This window comes from Oceanobacter sp. ABM4_470 (genome assembly GCF_056158645.1).
The window spans coordinates 2,502,037-2,527,145 of record NZ_JBSWTR010000001.1 but is presented as its reverse complement, the minus strand read 5'-3'; the positions used below and the strand labels follow the sequence as shown (position 1 = coordinate 2,527,145).

At 55.6% G+C, this 25,109-nt stretch carries 13 protein-coding genes; 10 read left to right on the top strand and 3 right to left on the bottom strand.

Annotation, left to right across the window (positions count from 1 at the left end):
• Nucleotides 1–279 precede the first annotated feature (279 nt).
• Both ACXADJ_RS11075 and ACXADJ_RS11070 read left to right on the top strand, forming a co-directional pair.
• Complete coding sequence (locus ACXADJ_RS11075; protein WP_475065828.1) at nt 280–8,196, top strand: beta strand repeat-containing protein; 7,917 nt, start codon at nt 280–282, stop codon at nt 8,194–8,196.
• Nucleotides 8,193–8,861 carry an outer membrane beta-barrel protein gene (locus ACXADJ_RS11070; RefSeq protein ID WP_475065825.1) on the top strand — a complete coding sequence of 223 codons (669 nt, stop codon included), beginning with the start codon at nt 8,193–8,195 and terminating at the stop codon, nt 8,859–8,861. The genes ACXADJ_RS11075 and ACXADJ_RS11070 overlap by 4 nt, the downstream gene beginning before the upstream one ends.
• A 280-nt stretch (nt 8,862–9,141) precedes the next feature.
• Here the strand turns inward: ACXADJ_RS11070 and ACXADJ_RS11065 are convergent, their stop codons facing one another.
• On the bottom strand, nt 9,142–10,158 hold the full coding sequence (locus ACXADJ_RS11065; protein ID WP_475065823.1) for an AraC family transcriptional regulator: 1,017 nt from the start codon (nt 10,156–10,158) through the stop codon (nt 9,142–9,144).
• 442 nt (nt 10,159–10,600) lie between these two features.
• Between ACXADJ_RS11065 and bktB the strand changes: the two genes are divergently transcribed.
• From bktB to ACXADJ_RS11045, 4 genes are all read left to right on the top strand, one after another.
• Nucleotides 10,601–11,779 carry a beta-ketothiolase BktB gene (gene bktB, locus ACXADJ_RS11060; RefSeq protein WP_475065820.1) on the top strand — a complete coding sequence of 393 codons (1,179 nt, stop codon included), beginning with the start codon at nt 10,601–10,603 and terminating at the stop codon, nt 11,777–11,779.
• A gap of 248 nt (nt 11,780–12,027) precedes the next feature.
• Complete coding sequence (gene fadB / locus ACXADJ_RS11055) at nt 12,028–14,166, top strand: fatty acid oxidation complex subunit alpha FadB (protein ID WP_475065817.1); 2,139 nt, start codon at nt 12,028–12,030, stop codon at nt 14,164–14,166.
• Between the two features lie 66 nt (nt 14,167–14,232).
• Complete coding sequence (locus ACXADJ_RS11050) at nt 14,233–16,005, top strand: acyl-CoA dehydrogenase (protein ID WP_475065814.1); 1,773 nt, start codon at nt 14,233–14,235, stop codon at nt 16,003–16,005.
• A 371-nt stretch (nt 16,006–16,376) separates the two neighbouring features.
• On the top strand, nt 16,377–18,098 hold the full coding sequence (locus tag ACXADJ_RS11045; protein ID WP_475065812.1) for an electron transfer flavoprotein-ubiquinone oxidoreductase: 1,722 nt from the start codon (nt 16,377–16,379) through the stop codon (nt 18,096–18,098).
• Between the two features lie 250 nt (nt 18,099–18,348).
• Here ACXADJ_RS11045 and ACXADJ_RS11040 read toward each other — a convergent pair.
• A protein-coding gene (locus tag ACXADJ_RS11040) for an IS3 family transposase (RefSeq protein ID WP_475065810.1) occupies nt 18,349–19,511 on the bottom strand; the annotation gives its coding sequence in 2 pieces (ribosomal slippage) (nt 18,349–19,256 and nt 19,256–19,511; 1,164 coding nt in all).
• A 435-nt stretch (nt 19,512–19,946) separates the two neighbouring features.
• Between ACXADJ_RS11040 and ACXADJ_RS11035 the strand changes: the two genes are divergently transcribed.
• From ACXADJ_RS11035 to ACXADJ_RS11025, 3 genes are read left to right on the top strand one after another with little or no spacing between them, the layout of a single operon-like run.
• Complete coding sequence (locus ACXADJ_RS11035; RefSeq protein WP_475065807.1) at nt 19,947–20,315, top strand: hypothetical protein; 369 nt, start codon at nt 19,947–19,949, stop codon at nt 20,313–20,315.
• Entirely contained in the window at nt 20,316–20,909 is a 594-nt protein-coding gene (locus ACXADJ_RS11030; RefSeq protein ID WP_475065804.1) for a Crp/Fnr family transcriptional regulator, read from the top strand.
• A gap of 60 nt (nt 20,910–20,969) precedes the next feature.
• Nucleotides 20,970–21,419, top strand: coding sequence for a GNAT family N-acetyltransferase (locus ACXADJ_RS11025; protein WP_475065803.1), 450 nt, complete (start codon nt 20,970–20,972; stop codon nt 21,417–21,419).
• A gap of 128 nt (nt 21,420–21,547) precedes the next feature.
• Here ACXADJ_RS11025 and ACXADJ_RS11020 read toward each other — a convergent pair whose 3' ends face one another.
• A complete protein-coding gene (locus tag ACXADJ_RS11020) occupies nt 21,548–24,106 on the bottom strand; it encodes a hypothetical protein (protein WP_475065802.1) in 2,559 nt (852 codons plus the stop codon).
• Between the two features lie 287 nt (nt 24,107–24,393).
• On the opposite strand from ACXADJ_RS11020, the gene ACXADJ_RS11015 reads away from it, so the two are divergent.
• Nucleotides 24,394–24,867 carry an NADAR family protein gene (locus ACXADJ_RS11015; RefSeq protein ID WP_475065801.1) on the top strand — a complete coding sequence of 158 codons (474 nt, stop codon included), beginning with the start codon at nt 24,394–24,396 and terminating at the stop codon, nt 24,865–24,867.
• Nucleotides 24,868–25,109: the final 242 nt, after the last annotated feature.

Below are 25,109 nucleotides of genomic sequence, written 5' to 3'. Positions count from 1 at the left end.
AATTAACGTCTGAAGAACGGCCCGCCGGGTGTTCAAATCCGTTTCCCGGTGGCCACATCCTGCTGGAATTTCTTATAACTAATTCTCATTTCTTGAATGTCACTTATGACAGCGGCGGTTTTGTCGATTGTTACAAGATGCCGACAATGAATTTTCGATGGCCCGCTACGCTGGATAGATACCCAAGTATTTTACTCAGTTACTCAGTGGTGCTTCATGAAACGAGCAGCAAGCCGCATAAATCGAATCTCCTCCCTGCCAAGGTGTATAGGCTGCGCGTTGGCCCTGTCTTCGCCGATGGCATTGGCCAATACCCCCATGGTGTTCAACAACGCGCCAATTGTTAGTGGTGATGGTACTGCGGGGACTACGGCGTTGTGGGAAGACGTTGCCATCGTCAATGGCACATCTGTTGACGTGGTGGGGCGCATTATTTCGATTGGTGCAGGGGCTACGATCAATTTCGCCACTTCCAATGATGACGCTCAGGCACAGCTGCTGTATGGCTCTGCCAGTGGCAACCTGAATGCTTTTGTTGACTACGAATTCTATGAAGCCAATACCTTTGGCACTGCCAGTCCGGTTCCTATTGAATTGATCCCGTCGGCGGTGTTCAAGGACATCGACCAGACGCAAACAGAAGCGGTGGCGGCACTGGAAGCAGATATTGCTTCCTATACGTTGGAAAATCCCACCAGCCTGGTGCCTGGCTCAACCTCCGGGTATTTGTACTTCACCTCAACCCGGGATGGTGTGGCTGCTGATACTGACCTTGCGGTACAGATAGACTTTAATGCCGGTACTAAAATCGGGGTGGTATACGCCAGCAGCGGCGGCAATCGCTTCTTCGACCTCGACGGTGACCTTGACCTGGTCTTCTCCAACCCACAAAAAACGGCGTTTGACACCACACCGCCGGTGAATCCAACCGTCGACAGTCAGTTGACCAATGATCCTACGCCAGTCATCACCGGTACTGCTGAGGCTACCACCACCCTGACAGTGGTTGTCGCGGGGGCCACCTACACCGTCATTGCTGAACCCGACGGCACCTGGAGCCTCGATACCGGCGCTGTGACGCCAGACTCAGGCACCTTTGCGCCCAATACCAATGGCTTTAACGAGGTTGCGGTCAGCAGTACCGATGCCGCTGGTAACAGCAGCAGCGACACCAGCAATAACGAGTTGGAAATCGACACAACAGCCCCCACAGTGGATATTCAGGGCGAGCCGGCGCTGACCAATGCGCCGTATTCGGTGACCTTTGAATTCAGTGAAGACGTCACTGGTTTTGTGGTTGGTGACATCACCGCAGGCAACGCCACGCTTTCGGACTTCACCGCCGTCGACGCCAACACCTACACCGCCACTGTTACGCCGACTTCCGATGGCACAGTAACGCTGGACGTTCCGGCCAACGGTGCCCAGGACGCGGCTGGTAACGGCAATACGGCGGCGACTCAGGCAACCACCACCTACGACGCCACCAAGCCGGGCGTGAGTATTTCTGCGCCGTCAGATACCAACGCGCCCTTCACGGCGACGTTTGAATTCACCGAAGACGTGACCGGCTTTACCCAGGGCGATATCACCGCCGGTAACGCCACGCTGTCCAACTTCACCGCCGTCGATGGCAACACCTATACCGCAACGGTGACGCCAACGTCTGAAGGGCCTGTGACGCTGGACGTCGCGGCCGATGTTGCACAAGACGCGGCCACCAATACCAATACTGCCGCCAGCCAGGCGGTCACCAACTACGACATTACGGTGCCAACGGTGGCGATCCAGAACGTGCCCGCCAACTCCAATGCGCCGTTTACTGCGACCTTTGAGTTCAGTGAAGACGTATTCAACTTCACCCAGGGCGACATCACCGCAAGCAATGCCACACTGTCTGGCTTTACCGCCGTCGATGGCAATACCTACACCGCGCTGGTTACGCCAACCGCTGATGGTACTGTGACTCTGGATGTACCGGCCAATGTTGCCCAGGATGCCGCGGGCAATAACAACACCGCCGCCACTCAGGCCAGCAGTGAATACGATGCCACACCGCCAACGGTTGCGATTCAGAACGTACCGGCAGACACCAACGCTGCGTTTACTGCAACCTTTGAATTCAGCGAAGACGTGACCGGCTTTGCGGTGGGTGATATCACCGCCAGCAATGCCACGCTGTCAGACTTCACCGTCGTTGACGGTAATACCTACACCGCCACGGTAACGCCAAACTCCGAAGGGGCCTTTACGCTGGACGTGCCAGCCAACGGCGCTCAGGACGTTGCCGGTAACAACAACACTGCTGCGACGCAGGCGGGTGGTAACTTTGATACCACCGCACCGACCGTTGCCATTCAGAACGTACCGGCCGATACCAATGCGGCATTTACCGCGACCTTTGAATTCAGCGAAGACGTGACCGGCTTTGCGGTCGGTGATATCAGCGCCAGCAATGCCACGCTGTCGAACTTCACCGCAGTAGACGGCAACACCTACACCGCGCTGGTAACGCCAACCTCAGAAGGCGCCTTCACGCTGGACGTACCAGCGAATGGCGCTCAGGACGCAGCGGGCAATAACAACACGGCGGCCACTCAGGCGGGTGGTAACTTTGATACCACCGCACCGACCGTTGCTATTCAGAACGTTCCGGCAGATGCCAATGCGCCATTCACTGCGACCTTTGAATTCAGTGAAGACGTCACCGGCTTTGTTGTGGGGGATATCACTGCCAGCAATGCCACGCTGTCAGACTTCACCGCAGTAGACGGCAACACCTACACCGCCACGGTAACGCCAACCTCCGAAGGTGCCTTTGCGCTGGACGTACCGGCCAACGGCGCTCAGGACGCAGCGGGCAATAACAACACCGCAGCGACTCAGGCCGGGGGCAACTACGACATTACGGTGCCAACGGTTGCCATTCAGAACGTACCGGCCGATACCAACGCTGCGTTTACTGCAACCTTTGAATTCAGCGAAGACGTGACCGGCTTTGCGGTGGGTGATATCACCGCCAGCAATGCCACGCTGTCAGACTTCACCGCCGTTGACGGTAATACCTACACCGCCACGGTAACGCCAACCTCCGAAGGTGCCTTTACGCTGGATGTACCGGCCAATGGCGCTCAGGACGCAGCGGGCAATAACAACACCGCAGCGAGTCAGGCGGGCGGTAACTTTGATACCACCGCACCGACCGTTGCCATTCAGAACGTTCCGGCGGACGCCAATGCGCCATTCACCGCGACCTTTGAATTCAGCGAGGACGTCACCGGCTTTGCGGTCGGTGATATCAGCGCCAGCAATGCCACGCTGTCGAACTTCACTGCAGTAGACGGCAACACCTACACCGCCACTGTAACGCCAACCTCAGAAGGGGCCTTCACGCTGGACGTACCAGCCAACGGAGCCCAGGACGCCGCGGGCAATAACAACACCGCGGCCACCCAAGTTGGTGGTGATTTTGATACCACGCCTCCAGACGTTGCGTTCCTCAATGTACCTACGGTGACCAACGGCAACTTCGACGTGACAGTGGAGTTCAGTGAAGACGTCACCGGCTTTAACGCCGCAGATGTTGTGGTCACCAATGCCTCTGTGGCCTCTGTGACGGCCGTTGATGGCAACACCTACACGGTATCGGTGGTTGCGGATGGTAATGGCACTGTGACGCTCGACATTAATGCCAACATCGCCACAGATGCAGCCGGCAACGGCAACACCGCGGCAGCGCAGGCCAGCGTGAATTACGACCCGACCATTCCGTCTGTGCAAATCCAGAATGTGCCGGACGACACCAACGCTGCCTTTACCGCGACGTTCGCCTTCAGCGAAGACATGACCGGCTTTGATATCACCGACATCAGCGCCAGCAACGCCAGCTTGAGTAACTTCACTGCGGTCGACGCAGCGACCTACACCGCCACCGTAACCCCGGACAGTGAAGGCAGCTTCAGTCTGGTGGTTGCCGCAGGCGTAGCCCAGGATCTGTCCGGTAACGACAACACGGCGGCAACCACGGTCAGCGGCAACTACGATGTCACCGCACCGCAAGTGCAAATCAACGGTGCGCCAACTGTGGTCAACAACACCGACCCATTCGTGGTGACGCTGGCCTTCAGCGAAGTGATGCAAGGCGTCACCAGCAGCGACCTGCTGGTACAGAACGGCAGTGTCAGCAGCTTCAGCAGCAGCGACAACCAGACCTGGACGGTTGAAATCACCCCGGATGGCGGTGGCAATATTGCCCTCGACCTGCCCGCCAACAGCGCCCAGGACGCGGCTGCCAATGGCAACACCGCCGCCAGCTCGGTGCTGGTGGTGCTGGACTCCGATGGCGACGGCATTGACGACGAAACCGAAGGTACCGGTGACACCGACGGCGATGGCATTCCGGACTACCTGGATACCAGCAACGACGAAGATGGTGACGGCGTGCCGGATGCCATCGAAGGCGCGCTGGACAGCGACGGTGACGGCATCAACGATGCGCTGGAAGCCGATGCTGACAACGACGGCATTCCGGACGGTGTGGAAGTTGGCATCCTGTCTCGCGACAGCGACGCGGACGGCATTGATGACCGCTTTGACGTTGACCAAACCGGCGGCACCGACGCCAACGGTGACGGCGTGGACGATGCCGTCGCAGCCATCGATACCGACGGCGACGGCATTGCCGACTTCCGTGATACCGACAGCGATAACGACGGTGTGCCGGATCGCATTGAAGCGGCTGTCAGTAACCTCGACAGCGATGGCGATGGCATTGACGACCGCTTCGACGTTGACCAAACCGGCGGCGTAGACGCCAACAACGACGGCGTTGACGACAGCGTGGTGGTGGTCGACTCCGACGGTGATGGCCTCGCCGACAACCGCGATGCCGACGCCGATAACGACGGCCTGCCAGACCCGCTGGAAGCCCAGCTGAGCTTTGTTGATACCGACGCCGATGGCATCGACGACACGTTCGACGTTGATCAAACCGGTGGGGTGGATGCCAACAACGACGGCATCGATGACGCCTTCAGCTTGCCGGATCAGGACGCTGACGGCGTTGCCAACCTGCGCTCTGGCGACAGTGACAGCGACGGCGTTGCCGACCAGCTGGAAGTGGCAGCCTCCGGCCTCGACAGCGATGCCGATGGCATTGATGACAGCTTCGACGTTGACCAGACCGGCGGTCTCGACGCCAACAACGACGGCATCGACGACAGCGCCGTGGCGCTGGATACCGACAACGATGGCGTGCCGGACTATCTCGACCTGGATTCCGACAACGACAGCATCAACGACATTGTGGAAGCGGGCCTTGATGACACCGACCACAACGGCTTGCTGGACGACGGCGATCTGGCCACCCTCAGTGAGCGCGACAGCGATGACGATGGCATTGCCGACCGCATTGACACCGACAGCAACAACGACGGCGTCAATGACATCGCAGCAACCAGCTTCGCCCGTCTGGATGCCGACCAGGACGGCGTGATCGACAACGCCACCGCAGCAGACAATGCCGACGCCGATGGCGACGGTATTCCTGACCTCACCGATGGTGATCAGGGTGTGCTGGGTACGGATCGTGATTACGACGGCGACGGTATTCCGAACCCGCTTGATCCTGACAACGACAACGACGGCCTCAGCGACGTTCAGGAAGGTGCCCTGAGCAACGGCGCTGCCAGCCTGATCGACAGCGATGGCGATGGCATCACCGATGACAACGACCTCGACAGTGATAACGACGGCCTGCCGGACTGGCAGGAAGCCTCTGGCGTGGCACCAAGCGGTGCGGATACCGACGCTGACGGCATCGACGACGCTTACGACATCGACCAAACCGGCGGAGTAGATAGCGGTGCAGGCACAGGTGCCATTGGTGGCGGTGCCGGAGATGATGCCGGTGCTGCGGATGGCATTGACGATGCCGTTCAAAGCCGCCGTGACAGCGACAACGACGGTGCTATTGATGTTCTGGATGCCGACAGCGACAACGACGGTCTGAGCGATGGCACTGAGGCCAATGTCAGCGCCGCCAGCGGCAGCGACAGCGATAACGACGGTATCGACGATGCCTTCGACAGCGCCAACAACCCTGCCTTTGTTGATTCCGGTACAGGAAGTGGCTCAGGCAATGGTTCAGGAAATGGTGCGGACGATCTCAACGGCGATGGCATTGCTGACACCACGCTGGTTGATACCGATGGCGATTCATTGGCCGACCTGCGTGACAGCGACAGCGACAACGATGGCATCACCGACGACCTGGAAGGCAGTGGTGACAGCGACAACGACAGCGTTGCCGATTACCGCGACTCGCTGCTGGACGAAGACTTTGACGGCATTCCCGACATTGTTGAAGGCAGCAACGACAGCGACGCCGACAACCAGCTCAACGCCTTCGACGTTGACGTCGACAACGACGGCATCCCGGATGCGCTGGAATCTGGCCTCGCCACTACCGACAGCGATAACGACGGCATCATCGACGCCTTCGATGTGGACCAGACCGGTGGCCTCGACGGCAACGGTGACGGCATCGACGACGCCTTTGCGACCGCGCTGGCCAACAACAGCCTGCTGCTCGACAGCGACGACGACGGCATCATCGACCTGATCGACGCCGACAGCGACAACGACGGCATTCCGGATGCACTGGAAGCCGGTCTGAGTGGCCTCGACAGCGATAACGACGGCATTGATGACGCCTACGACGTCGATCAAACCGGTGGCGTTGACGCCAATGGCGATGGCATCGACGACCAGCGTCGCCTGCCAGACAGCGACGGTGACGGCATTGCCGATGTGCGCGACAACGACAGCGACAACGACGGTGTGCCTGATCTGCTGGAGTCCGGTTTTGCCAATGCGGCGGGTGAACTGATCGACAGCGATGGCGACGGCATTGCCGATGTGATTGACGTCGACAATACCCTCGGCAGCGACGCCAATGGCGACGGCATCGACGACCTCGCAGCGCTGGCCGACAGTGACGGCGACGGCGTGGCGGACTACCTCGATCTCGATTCCGATAACGACAGCATCAACGACGTGGTCGAAGCGGGTCTGGAAGACGCCGATAACGATGGCCTGGCCGACGTAGCGGGCACGCTGGTGACCTCTGCACTCGACAGTGATGGCGATGGTGTGGCCGACCGGATTGACCTCGACAGTGATAACGACGGTAGCTTTGACATCCAGAATGGCCTTTATCGCAACGCTGACAGCGATGGCGACGGTCGCATCGACCTGATCACCGACTTCGACGGTGACGGCATTGCCGACGTGGTCGACGCCGAACCGGCCAGCCGTGGCACCACGCTTGATAGCGATGGGGATGGCATTGCCAACCATATCGACAGCGATGACGACAATGACGGCATCAGCGACTTGCTGGAAGGCAATCTCGACAGCGACGGTGACGGCATTGTTGACCGACTCGACCGCGACAGCGATGGCGACGGCGTGCCGGACAGTGTTGAAGCGGGCCTGACCCTGAGCGGCAATGACAGTGACGGCGACGGCATCGACGACGCCATTGATGTTGACCTGATTGGCGGTGACGACCTCGACGGTGATGGCATCAGCGACGCTCTGAGCCTGCGCGATACCGACGGCGACGGCATCCCGGATGCACTGGATACCGACAGCGACGGCGATGGCATTGACGATTGGCAGGAAATCTTTGGCTTCGCACCAACCGGCTTCGACAGCGATGGTGACGGCATTGATGATGCCATCGACGTGGATCAAGTGGGCGGTGAAGACCTCAATGGCGATGGCATTGCCGATGCCCTGATGAACCTCAGCGACCTGGACGGCGACGGCTTGCCAGCCTATCTGGATTCGGATGCTGACGGCGATGGCTTGTCCGATGGCGTTGAGCTGGGCGACTACGACGGCGATGGTATTCCGGACAACGAGCAAAGCCCAAGTGAAATTGAAACCGCCCTCAGTGGCAGCGGTGCGGGCTACAAGGGACTAGGCTTACTGTTACTGGCCTCCGTGGTCGCAGGTGTATACCGACGTACCCATCCAAAAGGCAATCACAAGGGACACCACAAGGGACATCACAAGGGTAGCCACGGCTCGAGCCACGGCCCAAACCATGGCAATCAGGGTCATAGCAGTCAGAGCCAGAATAAACAGAGCCAGATTCAGAAGGGTTCAGACAAAGGGACATCAGAATGAAGCAAACCAACGCCAGCTGCACATCAACACCGCTGTGGCGTACCAGCCTGACCGTGGTCGCCCTTGCGGCGGCCACTCTGGCCAGCCCAGCTCAGGCAGATTGCCAACGCTACGGCGACGATGACACCCTCAATAACGACGATGCCTGCTGGTACCTTGCCGCAGGCCTCAACTACAACTACCTGCACCCGGACGCCAGCAACAGCAGTTGGCGGGTGACCGACGAATACGACACCGGCGCGGAATTCGCCATTGGCTATCGCATGAGCCGCCACTTTTATCTGGAAGGCAGCTACGCCAATCTGGGGACCGCAGGCCTTAACAGCCTCAACCCACTGATCACCAGTACCGAGCGCATCGACTACAAAGTACCGGCCTTGTGGTTGCAATATCGGCTGTACGCCAGCGACGTGATGAAAAGCCTGGATGGCGAGCTGGTTGGCGACGACTGGGATATTTTCCTGCGGGTAGGCATGTCGCGCATGAAAAACGACAGCTCCAGCACCATTCTTCCGTACGAAGCCCAAACCCGGAATCAATACACGCTGGGGGTCAGTCTGAACTGGAACCCCGACGACGACTGGGGGCTGCGGCTGAAGCTCGACAGCTACGACAAGGACGCGGTATCCCTGGGTATCTCGTTGATGCGTAATATCGGTATTTGATGCGCGCCGTTATCTAGGGACCCTCTGAATAACTCAGTGCCCGCACTGGATGACAGGGCGACGCTGAATCACGAAGCTGATTTGTAGGCCTGACGGGTCAAGTCAAAAATCAGCGACACAGAGTCAGCAATGCCCTGTCTTCCCCGTTGGGCGCGGCCTGCAGGCCGCCATAACGGCGTTGGCGAATTTGGAAAGGGCCAGCCATTCCGCTGCATTCGCCGCCTTGTTCTGACAACCTGCAGGACTCGCGCAGAGCTGTGCAGAGTTATTCAGAGGGTCCCTACTTCCGATATTCCTTCGGCGACTTGCCCATCCACTGCTTGAACGCCCGCGAAAATGCCGCCGGGTCGGAAAAGCCCAGCTGGCTGGAAATCTCACTGATGGTCAGCTCCGGCTGGCCAAGCAGGGTGACCGCCAGCTTCTGCCTTAATTCATCCTTCAACGCCTGAAACGAGGTGCGCTCAGCGGTTAACCGGCGGCGCAAGGTGCGGCTGGTGATGTGCAGATGGTCGGCGGCGGCTTCCATGCTGGCGCTGGTCAGCGAGCCATGTTGCTGCAAATGGGTTTCCAGAAAATTCGATACCTTGCGGGCGGTAAAGGCATGAAAGTTGGGCCGGGTTACCCACACCAGCGGGGCGTTATCCAGATGCTGCTTGAGGGTGTCTTCGGTTTGCGCCAGTGGCTGGTCGAGAATCGAACGGTCAAACACCAGCGCGTTCACCGGCATGTTAAAGCGGGCGTCGCATGGGAACATCAGCCGGTATTCCTTTTCGTGGGACGGTGCTGCATAGCTCAGTTCAACCCGTTTCAGCGGCGTGAACTGGCCAACCAACCAACCCGGAAAGCGATGCCAGATCAGCAATAAAAACTCGGTCAGAAAATGCGCGCGGTCCAGCTCTGGCCGTGCCAGCGTCAGCTCAAAACGGGCCTCATTGCCTTCTTCTACCAAATGAAAGCGCAGGTCTTCGGTAAACAGGTCGTAAAAGCGGCTGATGTGCCGGTACACCCCGCGCAGGTTGCGGTTGTTCACCGCCTGACGCGCCATCAACACAAAGGTGCCGTTCTTCGACGGCCTTTCCGTCCGCCCCAAAAACTCATCGTTGGCCAATTGGCGATAGCTTTGCAGCAGGTCGGCAAACTGCAACGGGCTCATACGCTGGTCGCTGGTGTGGGTAACCACATCCGCCGACAGGCCTGCCATGCGCAGCAGCTGATGGTCATCGAGCCCTTTGCTGCGGGCCGTTTGAGCCAGCTCACGGGCGTAATGCATCGAAATGGAGGAGCGTTCAAACGTCATGGCAATTCTTTTTATTTCCACGAGAGACGACGAAACCGGACACAACTCTGCCATAAATTGGGTCGCCTGTCCGAAAATATCAAGAAATCGACTGCCGCTGTCATGGGATCAGCTATGACTTTAACGCTTAATAAGGGGGCATCAACTTAATCCGGTGCCCGCTCTGGGCTTCCGGGTGTTTACGAGTCGCTAAGTCGGCGATACCTAAACTAGATCATCCGTCAGCCCCCGTAGGGCGCGGGTTGTCGGCATTCATGGCGGTGTTGGCGAATTTGAAAAGGGCCCACCCTTTTACTGCATTCGCCGCCTTGCCCTGAACACCGACAACACTCGCGCAGAGCTGTGCAGGATTGAGTAGATGCCCCCATGCCCGCAGTGAACAGGAAGGGGTTGGCTGCAGGCAGTCCAAACAAGATAAGCGGAATCGGATTCGGAGGTTGCAATGAAAGACGTGGTGGTTGTGAGTGGTGTACGTACCGCAATTGGCAGTTACGGCCAGAGCCTGAAAGACACCAGTGCCTGCGATATGGCCAGTGCGACTGTGGCAGAAGCCATTAAACGCGCCGGTATCACGGGCGACGACGTCGACCACACCGTATTTGGCAACGTGATTCATTCCGAGCCGCGCGATATGTACATCTCCCGTGTGGCGGCCGTTAACGGCGGTGTACGTGAATCCGCCCCTGCGTTAACCGTTAACCGTCTGTGCGGCTCTGGTCTGCAAGCCATTGTCACTGCCGCGCAGCAAATTCAGCTGGGTCAGGCCATCACTGTGGTGGCGGGCGGTGCCGAATCCATGAGCCGTGCGCCGTACCATTTGCCAACCGCGCGTTTTGGTCAGCGGATGGGTGATGGTGCCATGATCGACCCGATGGTTTCCGCGCTGACCTGTCCGTTTAACCACTATCACATGGGCGTGACCGCCGAAAATGTTGCTGAGAAATTCGACGTTAGTCGTGCCGATCAGGACGCCTACGCCGCCCAAGGCCATCAGCGCGCCCAGTCGGCCATTGAAAACGGCTACTTCGAAAGCCAGATCCTGCCGATTGAGCTGAAATCCCGCAAAGGCACTGTTGAATTCAAGCAAGACGAGCACGTCCGCATGAACTGCTCGGTAGCGGATATGGAAAAACTGCGCCCGGTATTCAAGAAAGACGGCACCGTGACGGCTGGTAACGCCTCTGGCCTTAACGATGGCGCTGCGGCCATTGTGATGATGGAACGCGAAGAAGCCGAAAAACGCGGCGCGCCGGTACTGGGCAAGCTGGTCGACTACGCCGTACACGGCGTTGATCCAAAAATCATGGGCATTGGCCCGGTGCCTGTGATTCAGCAGATTCTGGACCGTCAGGGCCTCAGCGCCAACGACATCGACGTGTACGAAGTCAACGAAGCCTTTGCCGCTCAGGCATTGGCGGTAGCCCGTGAACTGAAGCTGCCAGAAGAGCGCCTGAACCCGAACGGCAGCGGCATTGCGCTGGGTCACCCGGTGGGCGCGACCGGTGCCATTATCACGGTGAAAGCCCTCTATGAATTGCAGCGTATCGAAGGCCGCTTCGCCATGGTCAGCCTGTGTATTGGTGGTGGCCAAGGGATTGCCGCGCTATTCGAACGAGTGTGAGTTTTATCAAGGAAAAGCCGCGTCAAACCGGAAAGGTATAGCACGGCTGGGTGGCCCCGGTTAAAGGGGCCGGAATGTAAGACAATTTATGAAGTTTGTGTGAAATTTGGTCAAAAAACCGGTTTGTCTCAATACACAACAATAATGAAAGGCGCATCATGGAAATTCTTCCTTCCGCAGTGGACACCATCGTGTCCGGAAGCCACCGGGTAACGCGCCGCAGAGCAGACATTCTTGGGAGCTTTCATATGTACGCAGGTCAATCCGTCACACTCACCATGACCCCCGGCGGCATCGCCGAACTGGTACTCGATACCGCCGATGCTTCCGTCAATGTATTAAACAGCCAATTGCAGGACGAACTGGGTCAGGCCCTGGCGGCTCTGGGCACCAGCTTTGATGTTAAAGGTTTGCTGATTCACAGTGCCAAACCGGCGTTTGTGCTGGGTGCCGACATCACCGAATTTTCCGGGCTGTTTGCCCACGAGGCCACCGAGATTTCCCGTTGGGCCAGTAAGGTGCATGGCCTGCTGAACCTGATGGAAAAACTGCCGTACCCAACCATGACCGCCATCAACGGTATGGCGCTGGGCGGCGGCATGGAACTGGCGCTGTCGACCGATTACCGCGTTGCCGACAGCCGCTGTAAGCTCGGCTTGCCGGAAGTCACCTTGGGCATTTGCCCGGGGTGGGGCGGTACCGTACGACTGAACCGCCTGATCGGCGCTGAAAACGGTTTGGGCTGGATGCTGTCTGGCAAGCCAGTCAACGCGCAAAAAGCGTTGCAGCAGGGCGCTATTGACGCTGTGTTTGAAGCCGACGTCCTGCTGGACGAAGCCCGCGCCATGCTGCAAACCGTGATTCGTGAAGAACAGGATTACCTCAGTCGTCGCTCTGCCAAACAACTGGCTTTGCCTGCTTCCGAACAAACCGAAACCGCCATGCAGGCGTTGCGAGATCAGTTTGGTAAAGGCCTGGACAGCCGTTACCCGGCGGCACCGGCCATTCTGGATACCGTCACCAACGCCATGAGCCGTGATTTTCACGAAGCACTGGCCATGGAAGCGAAAACCTTCGGCGAGCTGGCGACCGGTTTGGTGGCCAAAAACCTCATTGGTCTGTTCCTCAACGACCAGTTCCTCAAACGCGAAACCAAGCGCTGGGCCAAACAGGCGCAGCCAGTGGACAAAGCCGCGGTACTGGGCGCAGGCATCATGGGCGGCGGCATTGCCTACCAGGCGGCATTGAACAAGGTGCCGATGCTGATGAAAGACATCAGCAACGAAGCCCTGGATCTGGGTGTGGCGACCGCCAGCAGCATCCTCGACCGCAGCATCAGCAAAGGCCGCATGACCGAAGAGGGCAAGGCGGCAGTGATGGCCAACATTCACTCCACCCTGACCTACGAAGGCTTTAACGAGTTGCCATACGTGGTCGAAGCCGTGGTGGAGCGTGCCGACATCAAGAAGTCGGTACTGGCAGAAACCGAAAGCAAACTGCCAGAGCACGCCATTCTGGCCACCAACACCTCGACCATCTCCGTCAACGAACTGGCCACCGCACTGAAGCGCCCGCAGCAGTTCTGCGGCATGCACTTCTTTAACCCGGTGCACGCCATGGCGTTGGTGGAAATTATTCGCGGCGAGCAAACCAGCGACGAAACCATTGCCACCACCGTGGCCTTCGCGGCAGCGATGGGCAAAACCCCGATTGTGGTGAACAACTGCCCGGGCTTTCTGGTGAATCGGGTGCTGTTTCCATACTTCAACGGCTTTAACCGTTTGTTGATGGACGGTGTCGACTTCGAGCGCATTGACCGCGTGATGGAAGACTTCGGCTGGCCAATGGGCCCGGCCTATCTGGCCGACGTGATTGGTTTGTACACCATGGTGCACGCCGATCAGGTGATGGAAGAAGGCTTCCCGGAACGCATGGGCCACAGCGACCGCCCGATCATTGAAACCCTGCTGGACCGCGGTGGTCAGGGCCAGAAAAATGGCATTGGCTTCTACGAGTACGGCAAGGACGAGCACGGCAAACGCTACAAGCGCCGTTCTGCGCTGGTGGACGAGATTCTGGCCGAGCGTGTCAGCCGCACAGAAGACGTCAGCGATGCTGAAATCATCGAACGCATGATGATCCCGATGTGTATGGAAACCGTGCGCTGTCTGGAAGAGGGCATCGTGGCGACGGCCACCGAAGCCGACATGGGCGTGATTCTTGGCCTCGGCTTCCCGCGCTTCCGCGGTGGTGTACTGCGCTATATCGACACCCTTGGCCTCAGCACCTTTGTTGCTCAGGTCGAAGCCCATGCTGAACAGGGTCCGCTGTACCAGCTGACCAGCGGCATCAAAGAACGCGCCCGTAACGGCAAAACCTTTTACTGAAAAATACCGCTTTCAACGATATGACAAGCGTTACAAGAGCTAACCGGAGTTAACAGGAGCCAGGCTATGAGTGATTACAAGCATCCTTACCGTGACACCGAATTCGTGCTGGACCAGCTGATCGGCTTTGATGCCCTGTGTGAAGCCGCCAAGCTGGAAGGCATCAACATGGAACTGGCCTCTACCGTGGTAGAAGAGGCTGGCAAATTGGGTGCGGGTGTACTGGCCCCACTGAACTGGGAAGGCGACCAGAAAGGCGCTCATATTAACGAGCAGGGCGTACAACAAACGCCGGGCTTCAAGGAAGCCTACGACCAGATGGTCGAAGGCGGCTGGTTGTCGCTCAATGCGCCGGAAGAATTTGGCGGTCAGGGCCTGCCGAAAGTGCTGGCCTCTGCGGTTAACGAAATCTGGCACTCCTCCAATATGGCGTTTGCCCTCTGTCCGCTGCTGAGTCAGGGCGCGACCGAAGCCCTGGCCCATCATGGTAGTGACGAGCTGAAAGCCACTTACTTGCCAAAGCTGGTGTCTGGCGAGTGGACCGGCACCATGAACCTGACTGAGCCAGACGCTGGTTCTGATTTGGCGGCGGTAAAAACCAAGGCCATTCCGGAAGGCGATGCCTACCGCATCAGCGGCACCAAGATTTTCATCACCTGGGGTGATCATCAGATGACCGACAACATCGTCCATCTGGTGTTGGCGCGTCTGCCGGATGCCCCGGCCGGTGTGAAAGGCATTTCGCTGTTTGTGGTACCGAAGTTCCTGCTGGACGAAAACGGCGAAACCACCGACCAGCGTAACGGCGCGGTGGCACTGTCGTTGGAGCACAAGCTGGGCATTCACGGTTCCCCAACCTGTGTGATGGAATTCGACAACGCCATTGGTTACCTGGTGGGTGAAGCCAACAACGGCCTCAGCCATATGTTCACCATGATGAACGATGCCCGTCAGGGTGTGGGTGTGCAGGGCCTGTCGATCACCGAACGTGCCTACCAGCACGCGCTGCAATACGCCAAAGACCGTATTCAGGGCACCCTGCGTGACGGCAGCCGTATTGCCATCATCGAGCACCCGGACGTACGCCGTATGCTGATGACCATGAAGTCCACTTCCGAAGCCATGCGTGCCTTGTGTCTGGTGGCTTCTGCTGAACTGGATTACGCCCGTATGGTCGGTGGCGACAACGCCGCCACGCACATGGCCCGTGCCGAACTGCTGACCCCAATCGTGAAAGGCTGGTGTACCGAACTGTCGGTCGAGATGACCTCGTTGGGTGTGCAGGTTCACGGCGGTATGGGCTTTATTGAAGAAACCGGTGCGGCCCAGCACTTCCGCGATTCCCGCATTCTGCCAATTTACGAAGGCACCAACGCCATTCAGGCACTGGATTTGATCGGCCGTAAGACGCTGTCTAACGGTGGTGAGGTATTGACCGGTCTGCTGACCGAAATGCAAACCGCCGTTGCAACCGCCAAGGCCGCCGCAGCGATTCCAGCCGCAGCCATTGCCCAATTTGAAGCGGCAGTTGCCACCGCGTTTGAATGCCGCGACTACATTCTGGCAGGCGCCAAGGAAAACAAGGCGCTGGCAGGTTCTGTGGCCATGAACATGCTGATGCAGCTGGGTTACACCGTTGGTGCCTGGTTGATGGTAGAGAGCGCTGGCAAAGCCAAGGCAAAACTGGACGCCGGTGAGGGTGATCCGGAATTCCTCAACGCCAAACTGGCGACGGCACAGTTCTTCTGTGAACACCTGCTGCCACGTCAGGCGTCGCACGCCATTACGTTGAAGGCAGGCACAGACAGCATTATGGCGATCAGCAACGACCAGTTCTGATCGTCGCCAGATGCAGCAAGTTTCCACTGGCCGGTCCTTACCCTGTGCTGGTCAGTGGGTCGGTGGGTTGGTGACAGAACCCCAAAACTCCTTCTTCTCGGGCAGGAGTGATGGAGATGATCAGGAACCTCGCAATGCCTCTGCGGCACCGGCTTTTCCCCGCGACTGACATTCAACAGTGTCTGTCGTGGGGTTTTTTATCAAATTGGCGTCGTTGCGGTTACAATGCGCGCCCTTAAATTTTTAATGGTTGTCCGAGAGCGCGGTTTTTGACCGCCAAATCGACATCAGGCAAGCCCATAAGAAGGCACCAGAGACCTGACCGTATCGAACCGGCAGCCCGAACAGATTCAGCAAGCTGAGAGGAAAACATGACCGAACGCGAATCCATGGCCTACGACGTAGTCATCGTAGGTGCTGGCCCTTCCGGCCTCTGTGCATCCATCCGTCTGGCCCAACTGGCTCAGGAAGCCGGTCAGGAACTGACCATCTGTCTGGTCGAAAAGGGTTCCGAAGTGGGCGCTCACATCCTCTCAGGTGCGGTGATTGAATCTCGCGCGCTGGACGAGCTGATCCCGGACTGGAAAGAAAAAGGCGCACCGCTGAACACCCCGGTGATCCGCGATGAGCTGTACCTGCTGAAAGACGAAAAAGCCGCCACCAAGCTGCCAGACTTCGCGGTGCCAAAAACCATGCACAACGCACCGGGCCATACTACTCATGGCGATGCCAACTACATCGTCAGCCTGGGTAACGTCTGCCGCTGGTTGGCGGAACAAGCTGAAGAACTGGGCGTGGAAATCTACCCGGGCTTCGCCGCTGCTGAAATCGTCTACAACGACGACGGCTCTGTTGCCGGTGTGGCCACCGGCGACATGGGTGTTGACGCCGAAGGCAACCCAAAAGACGGCATGTACACCCCGGGCATGAACCTGCTGGGCAAATACACCATCTTCGCCGAAGGCTGTCGTGGCCACCTGGGCAAACAGCTGTACAGCAAGTTTGACCTCGCCAAAGACGCCGACGCCCAGCACTACGGCATTGGCATTAAAGAGCTGTGGGACACCGACCCAGCCAAACATCAGGAAGGTCTGGTACTGCACGGCGCAGGCTGGCCACTGACCGGCTCAGCCAAATCCGGCACCGGCGGTGGCTTCTTTATGTACCACACCGAAAACAACCAGGTGGTGGTTGGCCTGATTGTCGACCTCAACTACAAAAACCCATGGTTGAGCCCATACGACGAGTTCCAGACCCTCAAACACCACCCGGTACTGGCCCAGTCCCTGGAAGGCGGCAAGCGCGTATCGTACGGTGCCCGTGCGATCACCAAAGGCGGCTTCAACGCCCTGCCAAAAATGCACTTCCCGGGCGGCCTGATCACCGGCTGTAACGCCGGCACCCTGAACTTCGCCAAAATCAAAGGCACCCACACCGCCATGAAAACCGGCATGTTGGCTGCTGAAGAAATCTTCAAGGCACTGGGTGAAGAAGCCAAGAGCCTGGAAGAAGGTGCAGAAACGACCGGTGGCAAGGACCTGGCATCCTACGCAGACTCCTTCAAAAACTCCTGGGTATACGAAGAACTGTACAGCACCCGTAACTTTGGTCCGGCGATCCACAAATACGGCACTTTCATTGGTGGCGCATTCAACTTCCTCGACCAGAACATCTTCGGTGGCAAACTGCCAGTCACCCTGCGCGACAACCACGAAGACTACGCCCAGATGCAAACCGTCGATCAGGCCACCAAAATCGACTACCCGAAACCGGACGGCGTACTCAGCTTCGCCAAACTGGACTCCGTGTTCCTGTCCAACACCTACCACGAAGAAGACCAGCCGTGTCACCTGACACTGAAAGACAACAGCATCCCGCTGAGCGTTAACCTGCCGAAATACGCAGAACCCGCCCAGCGCTTCTGCCCGGCTGGCGTATACGAAGTGGTCGACGGCGAAGACGGCCAACCGAAGTTCCAGATCAACGGCCAGAACTGCGTCCACTGTAAAACCTGCGATATCAAAGACCCATCCCAGAACATCACCTGGGTAGTACCGGAAGGTGCCGGTGGTCCAAACTATCCAAATATGTAAAAAGTTTGATGGCTGTTCTTGGCCTGTAGCCGTTGCAACACAAAGCCCGCATCCGCGGGCTTTGTTGTTTCTGGAGCTTGCTCTGTAGGAGGGAATTCATTCCCGATGAATCGGCTTCACCGTAAATAGCAGCCTCTTTGCATCTTTATCTGAACCACGCATCGTCGTATCTCCGTAGGAGCAGGCTTGCCTGCGATTGGGTGTTTTGTAGGAGGGAATTTATTCCCGATAGTGGGATAGACTGTAGTGGTCAACTGATTCCGGACACGGTTTTAAGTTTTTCTTCTGCGGCGCGAGGGCTGATTCCTCCGTTCGCAGTATGTGGCCGTTGCTGGTTGTAAAAGCCCATCAAATAACGGCCGATATCCATTTTTGCCTCCGCCAGTGATCGATACCAGGTATCCGGAACCCACTCGCTTTTCAGGCTGCGGAACAGTCGCTCCATCGGTGCGTTATCCCAGCAGTTGCCACGTCGGCTCATGCTCTGAGCCATACGACAACGCCAGATTCTCTGACGGAACTTCAGGCTGGTGTACTGGCTTCCTTGATCCGAGTGGAACATCACGCCTTCCGGTTTGCCCCGACGCAGCCAGGCATCCTCTAGTGCCTTTGTCGTCAGCTCGCTGTCAGGGCTGTTGGACATGGCCCAACCCACGACCTTGCGAGCGTATAAATCCATGACCACGGCAAGGTACGACCAACGTTCTCCTGTCCAAATGTAGGTGATGTCACCACACCAAACCTGATTGGGCCGCTCAACAGAGAACTCACGGTTCAGAAGGTTGTTGATTTCAACGTGTTCCATCCCAGTTTTTTTGTATTTGTGGGCACCCGGCTGCTTACTGATCAGCCCCGATTCTTTCATCAGTTTGCGCACCAGATAACGTCCAATAACAATGCCTTCGGTTTTCAATAAGTCACGGATACCGCGGCTACCAAAGCCATGACGACTGAGATTGAATGCCCGTTTTACATGGGCCTTGAGCTCCAGTCGTCTGGGGTTGATTCGACGCTTGTTACGATAGTAATCGTAGTAACTGGAACGCTTGATACCGAACGCCTGACAGACCCATTTGATTGGCTCCAGCTCTCCCAACCGGTCTATCAGTACATATTTTTGAATTCGTCTGACATTAAGAGAGCAGTAGCCTTTTTTAATATTCGCTTCTCGGTTTCGAGCTCTCTTACGCGCTTTTCGAGCTCCTGAATGCGCTTTTGCTCTTCCGTCATGGCCTTGGAGCTTGGCGTTTTGCCACCACGTTCTTCACGAAGCTGATCAACCCATCGGCGAAGGGCTGTCTCACCCACGTCCAGCGATTTACTGGCCTGCGGAATGGAATACCCCTGATCGAGAACAAGGCTGGCTGCTTCGAGTTTGAACTCAGGAGTGAAGGAACGACGTTGTCTTTTCATTGAACACCTCTTTGGCGGCAAGATTACCACCTATCTGGGTGTCCGAGATTATTGAACCATTACATTAATTTTCATCCCCAAGATGGGGCTTTAGTTATGGAAATATTCTAATGGGTCAAAAGCCTAACAATTTGCTGCACGCGGACACATACTGCTACGCTCGTTTTTGTGTCTGTCGCTGCGCTCCATTTTTACACAAAAACGCTCTCCGCAGTATGTGCCGGTGAGCAAGGCGTTAACCCCAAGCTCCCGGCCATCATTCCTCAGCTAGCCTTCTTTACCTGCTACACTCTGCAGTCGCTGAACCCTGGCGGCTGCATCTGTTTCTCGTTAGTGCCTGATCTGTTTTTCGACAGGGCCCGCGTTACCGAAACCTCAGCCAAGGCTTCAGCTCACCAAGTCACACCGCTCCATGCCGTTAGTCAGGAAAACGAAATGTCCCACGCAGTAATTGATAAAAAATCCGAGAAAACATCTTTTGGCTTTTTGACTATGAAGGCCAAGGTCGATACCACTTTGACCCTGGTCGAGATAGAAGCTGGTCAGGTTGGCGTGCTGTACGAAGCTGTGTTTAGCGGCATCAAGGACGGCCGTGTGAACGGTGGCCCTATGGTGATTTCTAAAAACACCACCAAGCAGGTGAACGACAGCCCGGAAGTGAATGTGGTGGTCAGCAACTTTGATAAGCAAGCGGATGCGGTTGCCATGCACATTACCATCACGGTGGATGTGCCGATGCTGGGTAAGCAGACCATTTACAATCAGACACTGGCTGGCAAGTGTGGCACTTCGGTTAGCTGTTGAATGAAGGATATTGCCGACAGCCGCTATGAAGCGTTTAGCCGAGTGCTGTCGGAGCAGGGCTTTTCACCTGCTGAAATATCCGGGCTGATCAGCCAAACACGAGCTGTTCAGCAACCGTCGCGCTCGGTGTTGCTGCCACAAGGTGAGACGGCGAGCGAGTTTTATTTTTTGCTGGATGGGGTTTGCCACGCCGGGTATCTGACCGAGCAGGGCAAGGTGTTCAGCAAGGAATTTTACTGGGAAGGCGATTGGGTCATCGGTTACGAGAGTCTGGTTACAGGTCAGTCGTCGCCGTTCTGTCTTGAGACAGTTACTGCCTGCCAGTTGCTGGCGCTGCCGATGAGTGTGCTACGGAGCTGGAGAGAAGAAAGACTCCCGATCTACCTCTCGCTGGTTGAAGGGCAACTACTCAACAAGGAACAGAAAGAGCGCTATATGTTGCTGAATACCCCGCAGCAGCGTTACCAACAGTTCTGCCACGATTATCCTGATTTATTGGCCCGCCTTAGCGACTATCAGGTCGCTGCCTACCTTGGCATCACCCCCATCAGCCTTAGTCGTATTAAAAAACGCAAATCTATTAACCATTGTTAATGGCTTGTGTGGGCGGCAGTGGTAGCTTCCGGCTTTTGATCAATTTGTTGAGGAAATCCCATGGTGCAGTGGCAATGCCTGTCTTTCGATCAGCTCGACAAGCAGCAGTTGTACGCCTTGCTGAAGTTGAGATCGGATGTGTTTATTGTTGAGCAGGCGTGTCCGTATCCTGATATTGATGGCAAGGATATCCAGTCGGGTGTCTTGCACCTGTTAGGTTGGCAAGACAACATCCTGGTTGCCAGTGTACGGCTATTGCCTGCTGGGCTGACGTTTCCGTCGGTCAGCATCGGAAGGGTAGTGACCCACAAGGATTACCGTGGCGGCGGCCTGGGCCATCAGTTAATGAGTGAAGCCATCAAACACTGCCAGCAGCTTTGGCCTGAGCAGCCGATAGAAATCAGCGCCCAGCGGTACCTCGAAGCCTTCTACAAAAAGCATGGGTTTGAACCGATTTCAGAGCCCTATCTGGAAGACGATATCCTGCACGTGGATATGAAGCGGGGTTGAGCTTTTCAGAGGTTCGCTGGATGCTTTGGTCGCGGCGGGATTTATAGCCCGATGCTGGAATAAAAAGTACGCCAACATGCCCAAAAGGGCATGTTGGCTGCGGCTCTGATAGAGCAGGCTGAAACGGGTCAGTTTGGTGCGAGCGTTGAGCGGCGAACCAGATACTGCTTCTCCCTTGTGCCGATTGTTAGCACCGAACCTGATGGCATGGGTTGAATAAAAATCTCTCCAATTGTGTTCGATTCGCGGAGTGCAGGTGACTCCCAGAGCTTCTGTCCTGTCGCTAAATCGTAGCCTTGCACATAACTCACGCTGGCAGCGGGGATGTAGTAACTATCAATTTCCAACTCTCGATAATCTGATCCAAATATGAGTAATTCGTTGGTGGACAGGGGGTCATAAGCCAGAGACCTGACCGAGTTCATATTGGTTACTTCGATTTCTTTGATGAACTCCAGGTTACTGTTTAGAAGCATCAGTAATGAATCTACGTCATCGGGGCTACTAAAGGATGGGGAGGTTCTAATGAGAACCTGTTGGTTGCTGCCCGCTGTAATGATGTCAAATTCTTCAATACTTATCCGGTCATATTCCTGTCCATAGTATTCAGTTGGATTAAATACAGTAACACCTTCCGAATTAAGGTTGGTGCTAAGGTCAATTTTTATGACCTGTCCGGAGTCGGTAGCCAGAATTTCCTGCTTGGTGTCACCATCGATATCGCCGACGTACAGATTCGAAAAGCTTGTCGGATATCCAAAGTTGCTAAGATAGTCGGAGGTATCTATATGTTCCATTGTTTGCTCAACAGAGTCATAAATGATGATTGCTTCTGGAGTGCGGCCAATGAATTCTTCTGTGCCATCATTATTCAGATCTTTGCAAAAGTAGGCGTCAGAGGCTGGTAGGCTTAAATATTGTCGATCGCTGCTCAGGATAGACTCCATAGTGTACAAGCGCGTTTCATTGGATATGGTACTTGCAAACCATGAGGTTACACCTGGTCCTTTGCAATAGCCTTTGTATATACCTGAAGTATTATAAGTGTTAGGTGATATGGCTAAGGTTTCAGTGTGGTTCAGTGCATCGTTGAATAATACTTGAGGGTATTCATACTGGTTTCTGTATGACTCCGGGTTTAATGCCAAAAATTTCTCACCATTTCTTTCAATAATGGTTGTGTCAGAGAAAATAATAAGCCCTGCCCTGTCATCTGGGTCTTGTATAGTTAAGGAACCGTTGTCGAAGTCAAGCGTTACCCAGCGATTATAGAAATATCTGCTTGAATCAGAATAACCACAGGATTTGCAAAATGTCATTAGTATCGGGCTGTCATTGCGGTTTGCCAGCCAGATTGCATTTTGCAATGAGTTTACCCGGAAGTTGTGGCCAGATACCTCCTGAAATCCGCTAATGTTATCAACAAATTGATAAATATCCCCTTTGCGCAAGATATAATCAATTCCTTCTGGTGATGTTAGTGGAGTCCCTATGTCGAAATCATAAGGATCGGAATCTATATCCCATTCGGTATAGGATTTTGTAACTACCGATGATATGCGTACTTCAATACCATTTTCAAAGTCCCTTTGTTGTGGCTGTGAATAGATTCTGGACACTCCGCTACCGTCGGAATCGAGTGTGTAAAACCTTTCGCCGAAGGCAGACGTTGCCCACTCATTATTACCACTGACGCTGTCGTACACATAACCTTCAGAGAATATCAACTCGATTGCTGAATCGTTATCGACATTGGCTATGTCAAAAGAGCTACCCAGGTTCAGGCTACTGATCTCAAGCATGGGGGCGAGTGACTCAGTATTCAGGATTCTGAAAAATGAACTTGTATCGTCGTGAATTAAAAAAGCTATTTCTTCTTCGCCATCGGCATCAGAATCGATAGCCTTGACCTGAATTTTTTCGGCGACTTGCCACCCTGTGCTGGTTTGTTCATGCAGAGTGGTGAGCTCTTGCGCCTGAGATTCGTATGGCGCGAGGCTATACAGTGCGTTGTTGGTAGCGATGATTAACTGATAGCTATCACTGGCTGAAGAGTACACAGGAGTGATACTTTCAATATCAAAGCCTTTGCCGGAAACATCAAAAATATTTTGATAGGTCAGCTCCAAAGAATAGTCATCGGCTACTTCATAAATATAAATACTGTTGGTGGCGTCCCTGGTAACCAGTTCGTTACTACCATCTCTGTCAATATCGATGAAAAATAGCTCGCCATTCTGCTCACCACCGTATTGAGAGAAGATCTGCGTGTCTCCTGATGCGCCATCAAAGGAGGCGGTGAAACGACGAACCTGGGTTTCGGTATCGTTACTTAATTCGACTTCAACCTCGTAATTGGCTTCAGGGAAAAAGACCTGCTGCTGCCCATTAAGGGATAAGAATCCGTCTTCTGAAAGATTGAAGTAATGCCCACCAGACTGCAGGCTGATGGTGTAAGCATCCGTACTGTCTGTGATCAGCGAGACCGAGGTCTCTGTTGCAGTGAACTGGATCGACTCGCCTTCTTCAACTTTCCATTGCGGCAACTCTGCTGTCGTGTCTTGCTCTGGGGGAGGTGTATCTGGCGTGGTCGGCGTATTGTCGTTTTCTGACGAGCCGGAGCCTCCGCCACAAGCGGAAAGGCTGGCGGCTAACAGAGCGGCCATGCTGTATCGATAAAACGTCATTCGTACTCCTGAAATCGATCTGGTTTCGTCCGTGATCGTCTTCTTCATTTGGTTTACAAAAGAACCTGTTTTCTAATTTTTGAAAATATCATTAAACACATTCGATTACATAAACTGATCTATGTTTTCACAACATGGAGCCGTGATGAGTATGGGCTGGTCGATTTCATACGTGTGCTTTGTTGTCGCTGATTCCGCAGGACGTCGAAATCTTCAAGGGACATAGTCCAGTCTGCTAACCGGCGTTAACTGTTACACTCGCAGTCCCTGTTACCCCGGAGGTTGCGATGTTCTTCCCTGATCCTGGCAAAAAACACTATGTAGACCGTACCGATGTAAATGATCCGCTGTCGTCGTATTCCCGTTTTGGTTTTGAGCTGGATGACGCCGAGTGGCCGTCGGTGGAGCATTATTTTCAGGGCATGCAGTTTGAGGCAGGGGAGGTTCGTGAAGTCATTCGTGCTGCGGAAACCCCCGATAAAGCGGTAAAGCTGGCCAAGTCGAACAAGCGTAAGATACGAAAGGATTGGAAGGACGTTCAGCAGGTGATGATGACCCGGGCGGTGTACACCAAGTGTCGTACTCATCCAGAAGTTGCCGGGGTGTTGCTGAAGACCGGTGCCGACAAGATTCTGGAAAGCTCGATGTTCGATTATTACTGGGGCTGTGGCCGCGACGGTCGGGGCCATAATATTTACGGCAAGCTGCTGATGTCGGTGCGTGACAAGTTGCTGCAAGAGCGGGCCGATACGGTCGGTTAGTCCTGTTTGCGGGTCCCTTGTTCAGTGAGTCTGTAAGTCTGCAAGGCTCTTATTCTCCGGGCTGTCAACTTGCGCCGCCACCGGTGCAGATCAGCCCTCGATCATTCCGTCTTTAAAAGAAACTGAGCCATTCCTTACAGTCCAACGGCCTCGTTGGAATAATAATCCTGTTAAAATTCACTCTCATTTCGCTGGTTGTGGTGCGTTTGGGCTGTGGCAGCTGTTCGGTCAGGAACATGCTG

What these genes read in the sequence shown, in the direction of transcription:
- ACXADJ_RS11070 (WP_475065825.1), top strand. Translation starts at nt 8,193, where the DNA reads ATGAAGCAAACCAACGCCAGCTGCACATCAACACCGCTGTGGCGTACC.
- ACXADJ_RS11065 (WP_475065823.1), bottom strand. Translation starts at nt 10,158, where the DNA reads ATGACGTTTGAACGCTCCTCCATTTCGATGCATTACGCCCGTGAGCTG.
- bktB (WP_475065820.1), top strand. Translation starts at nt 10,601, where the DNA reads ATGAAAGACGTGGTGGTTGTGAGTGGTGTACGTACCGCAATTGGCAGT.
- fadB (WP_475065817.1), top strand. Translation starts at nt 12,028, where the DNA reads ATGTACGCAGGTCAATCCGTCACACTCACCATGACCCCCGGCGGCATC.
- ACXADJ_RS11050 (WP_475065814.1), top strand. Translation starts at nt 14,233, where the DNA reads ATGAGTGATTACAAGCATCCTTACCGTGACACCGAATTCGTGCTGGAC.
- ACXADJ_RS11045 (WP_475065812.1), top strand. Translation starts at nt 16,377, where the DNA reads ATGACCGAACGCGAATCCATGGCCTACGACGTAGTCATCGTAGGTGCT.
- ACXADJ_RS11035 (WP_475065807.1), top strand. Translation starts at nt 19,947, where the DNA reads ATGTCCCACGCAGTAATTGATAAAAAATCCGAGAAAACATCTTTTGGC.
- ACXADJ_RS11030 (WP_475065804.1), top strand. Translation starts at nt 20,316, where the DNA reads ATGAAGGATATTGCCGACAGCCGCTATGAAGCGTTTAGCCGAGTGCTG.
- ACXADJ_RS11025 (WP_475065803.1), top strand. Translation starts at nt 20,970, where the DNA reads ATGGTGCAGTGGCAATGCCTGTCTTTCGATCAGCTCGACAAGCAGCAG.
- ACXADJ_RS11020 (WP_475065802.1), bottom strand. Translation starts at nt 24,106, where the DNA reads ATGACGTTTTATCGATACAGCATGGCCGCTCTGTTAGCCGCCAGCCTT.
- ACXADJ_RS11015 (WP_475065801.1), top strand. Translation starts at nt 24,394, where the DNA reads ATGTTCTTCCCTGATCCTGGCAAAAAACACTATGTAGACCGTACCGAT.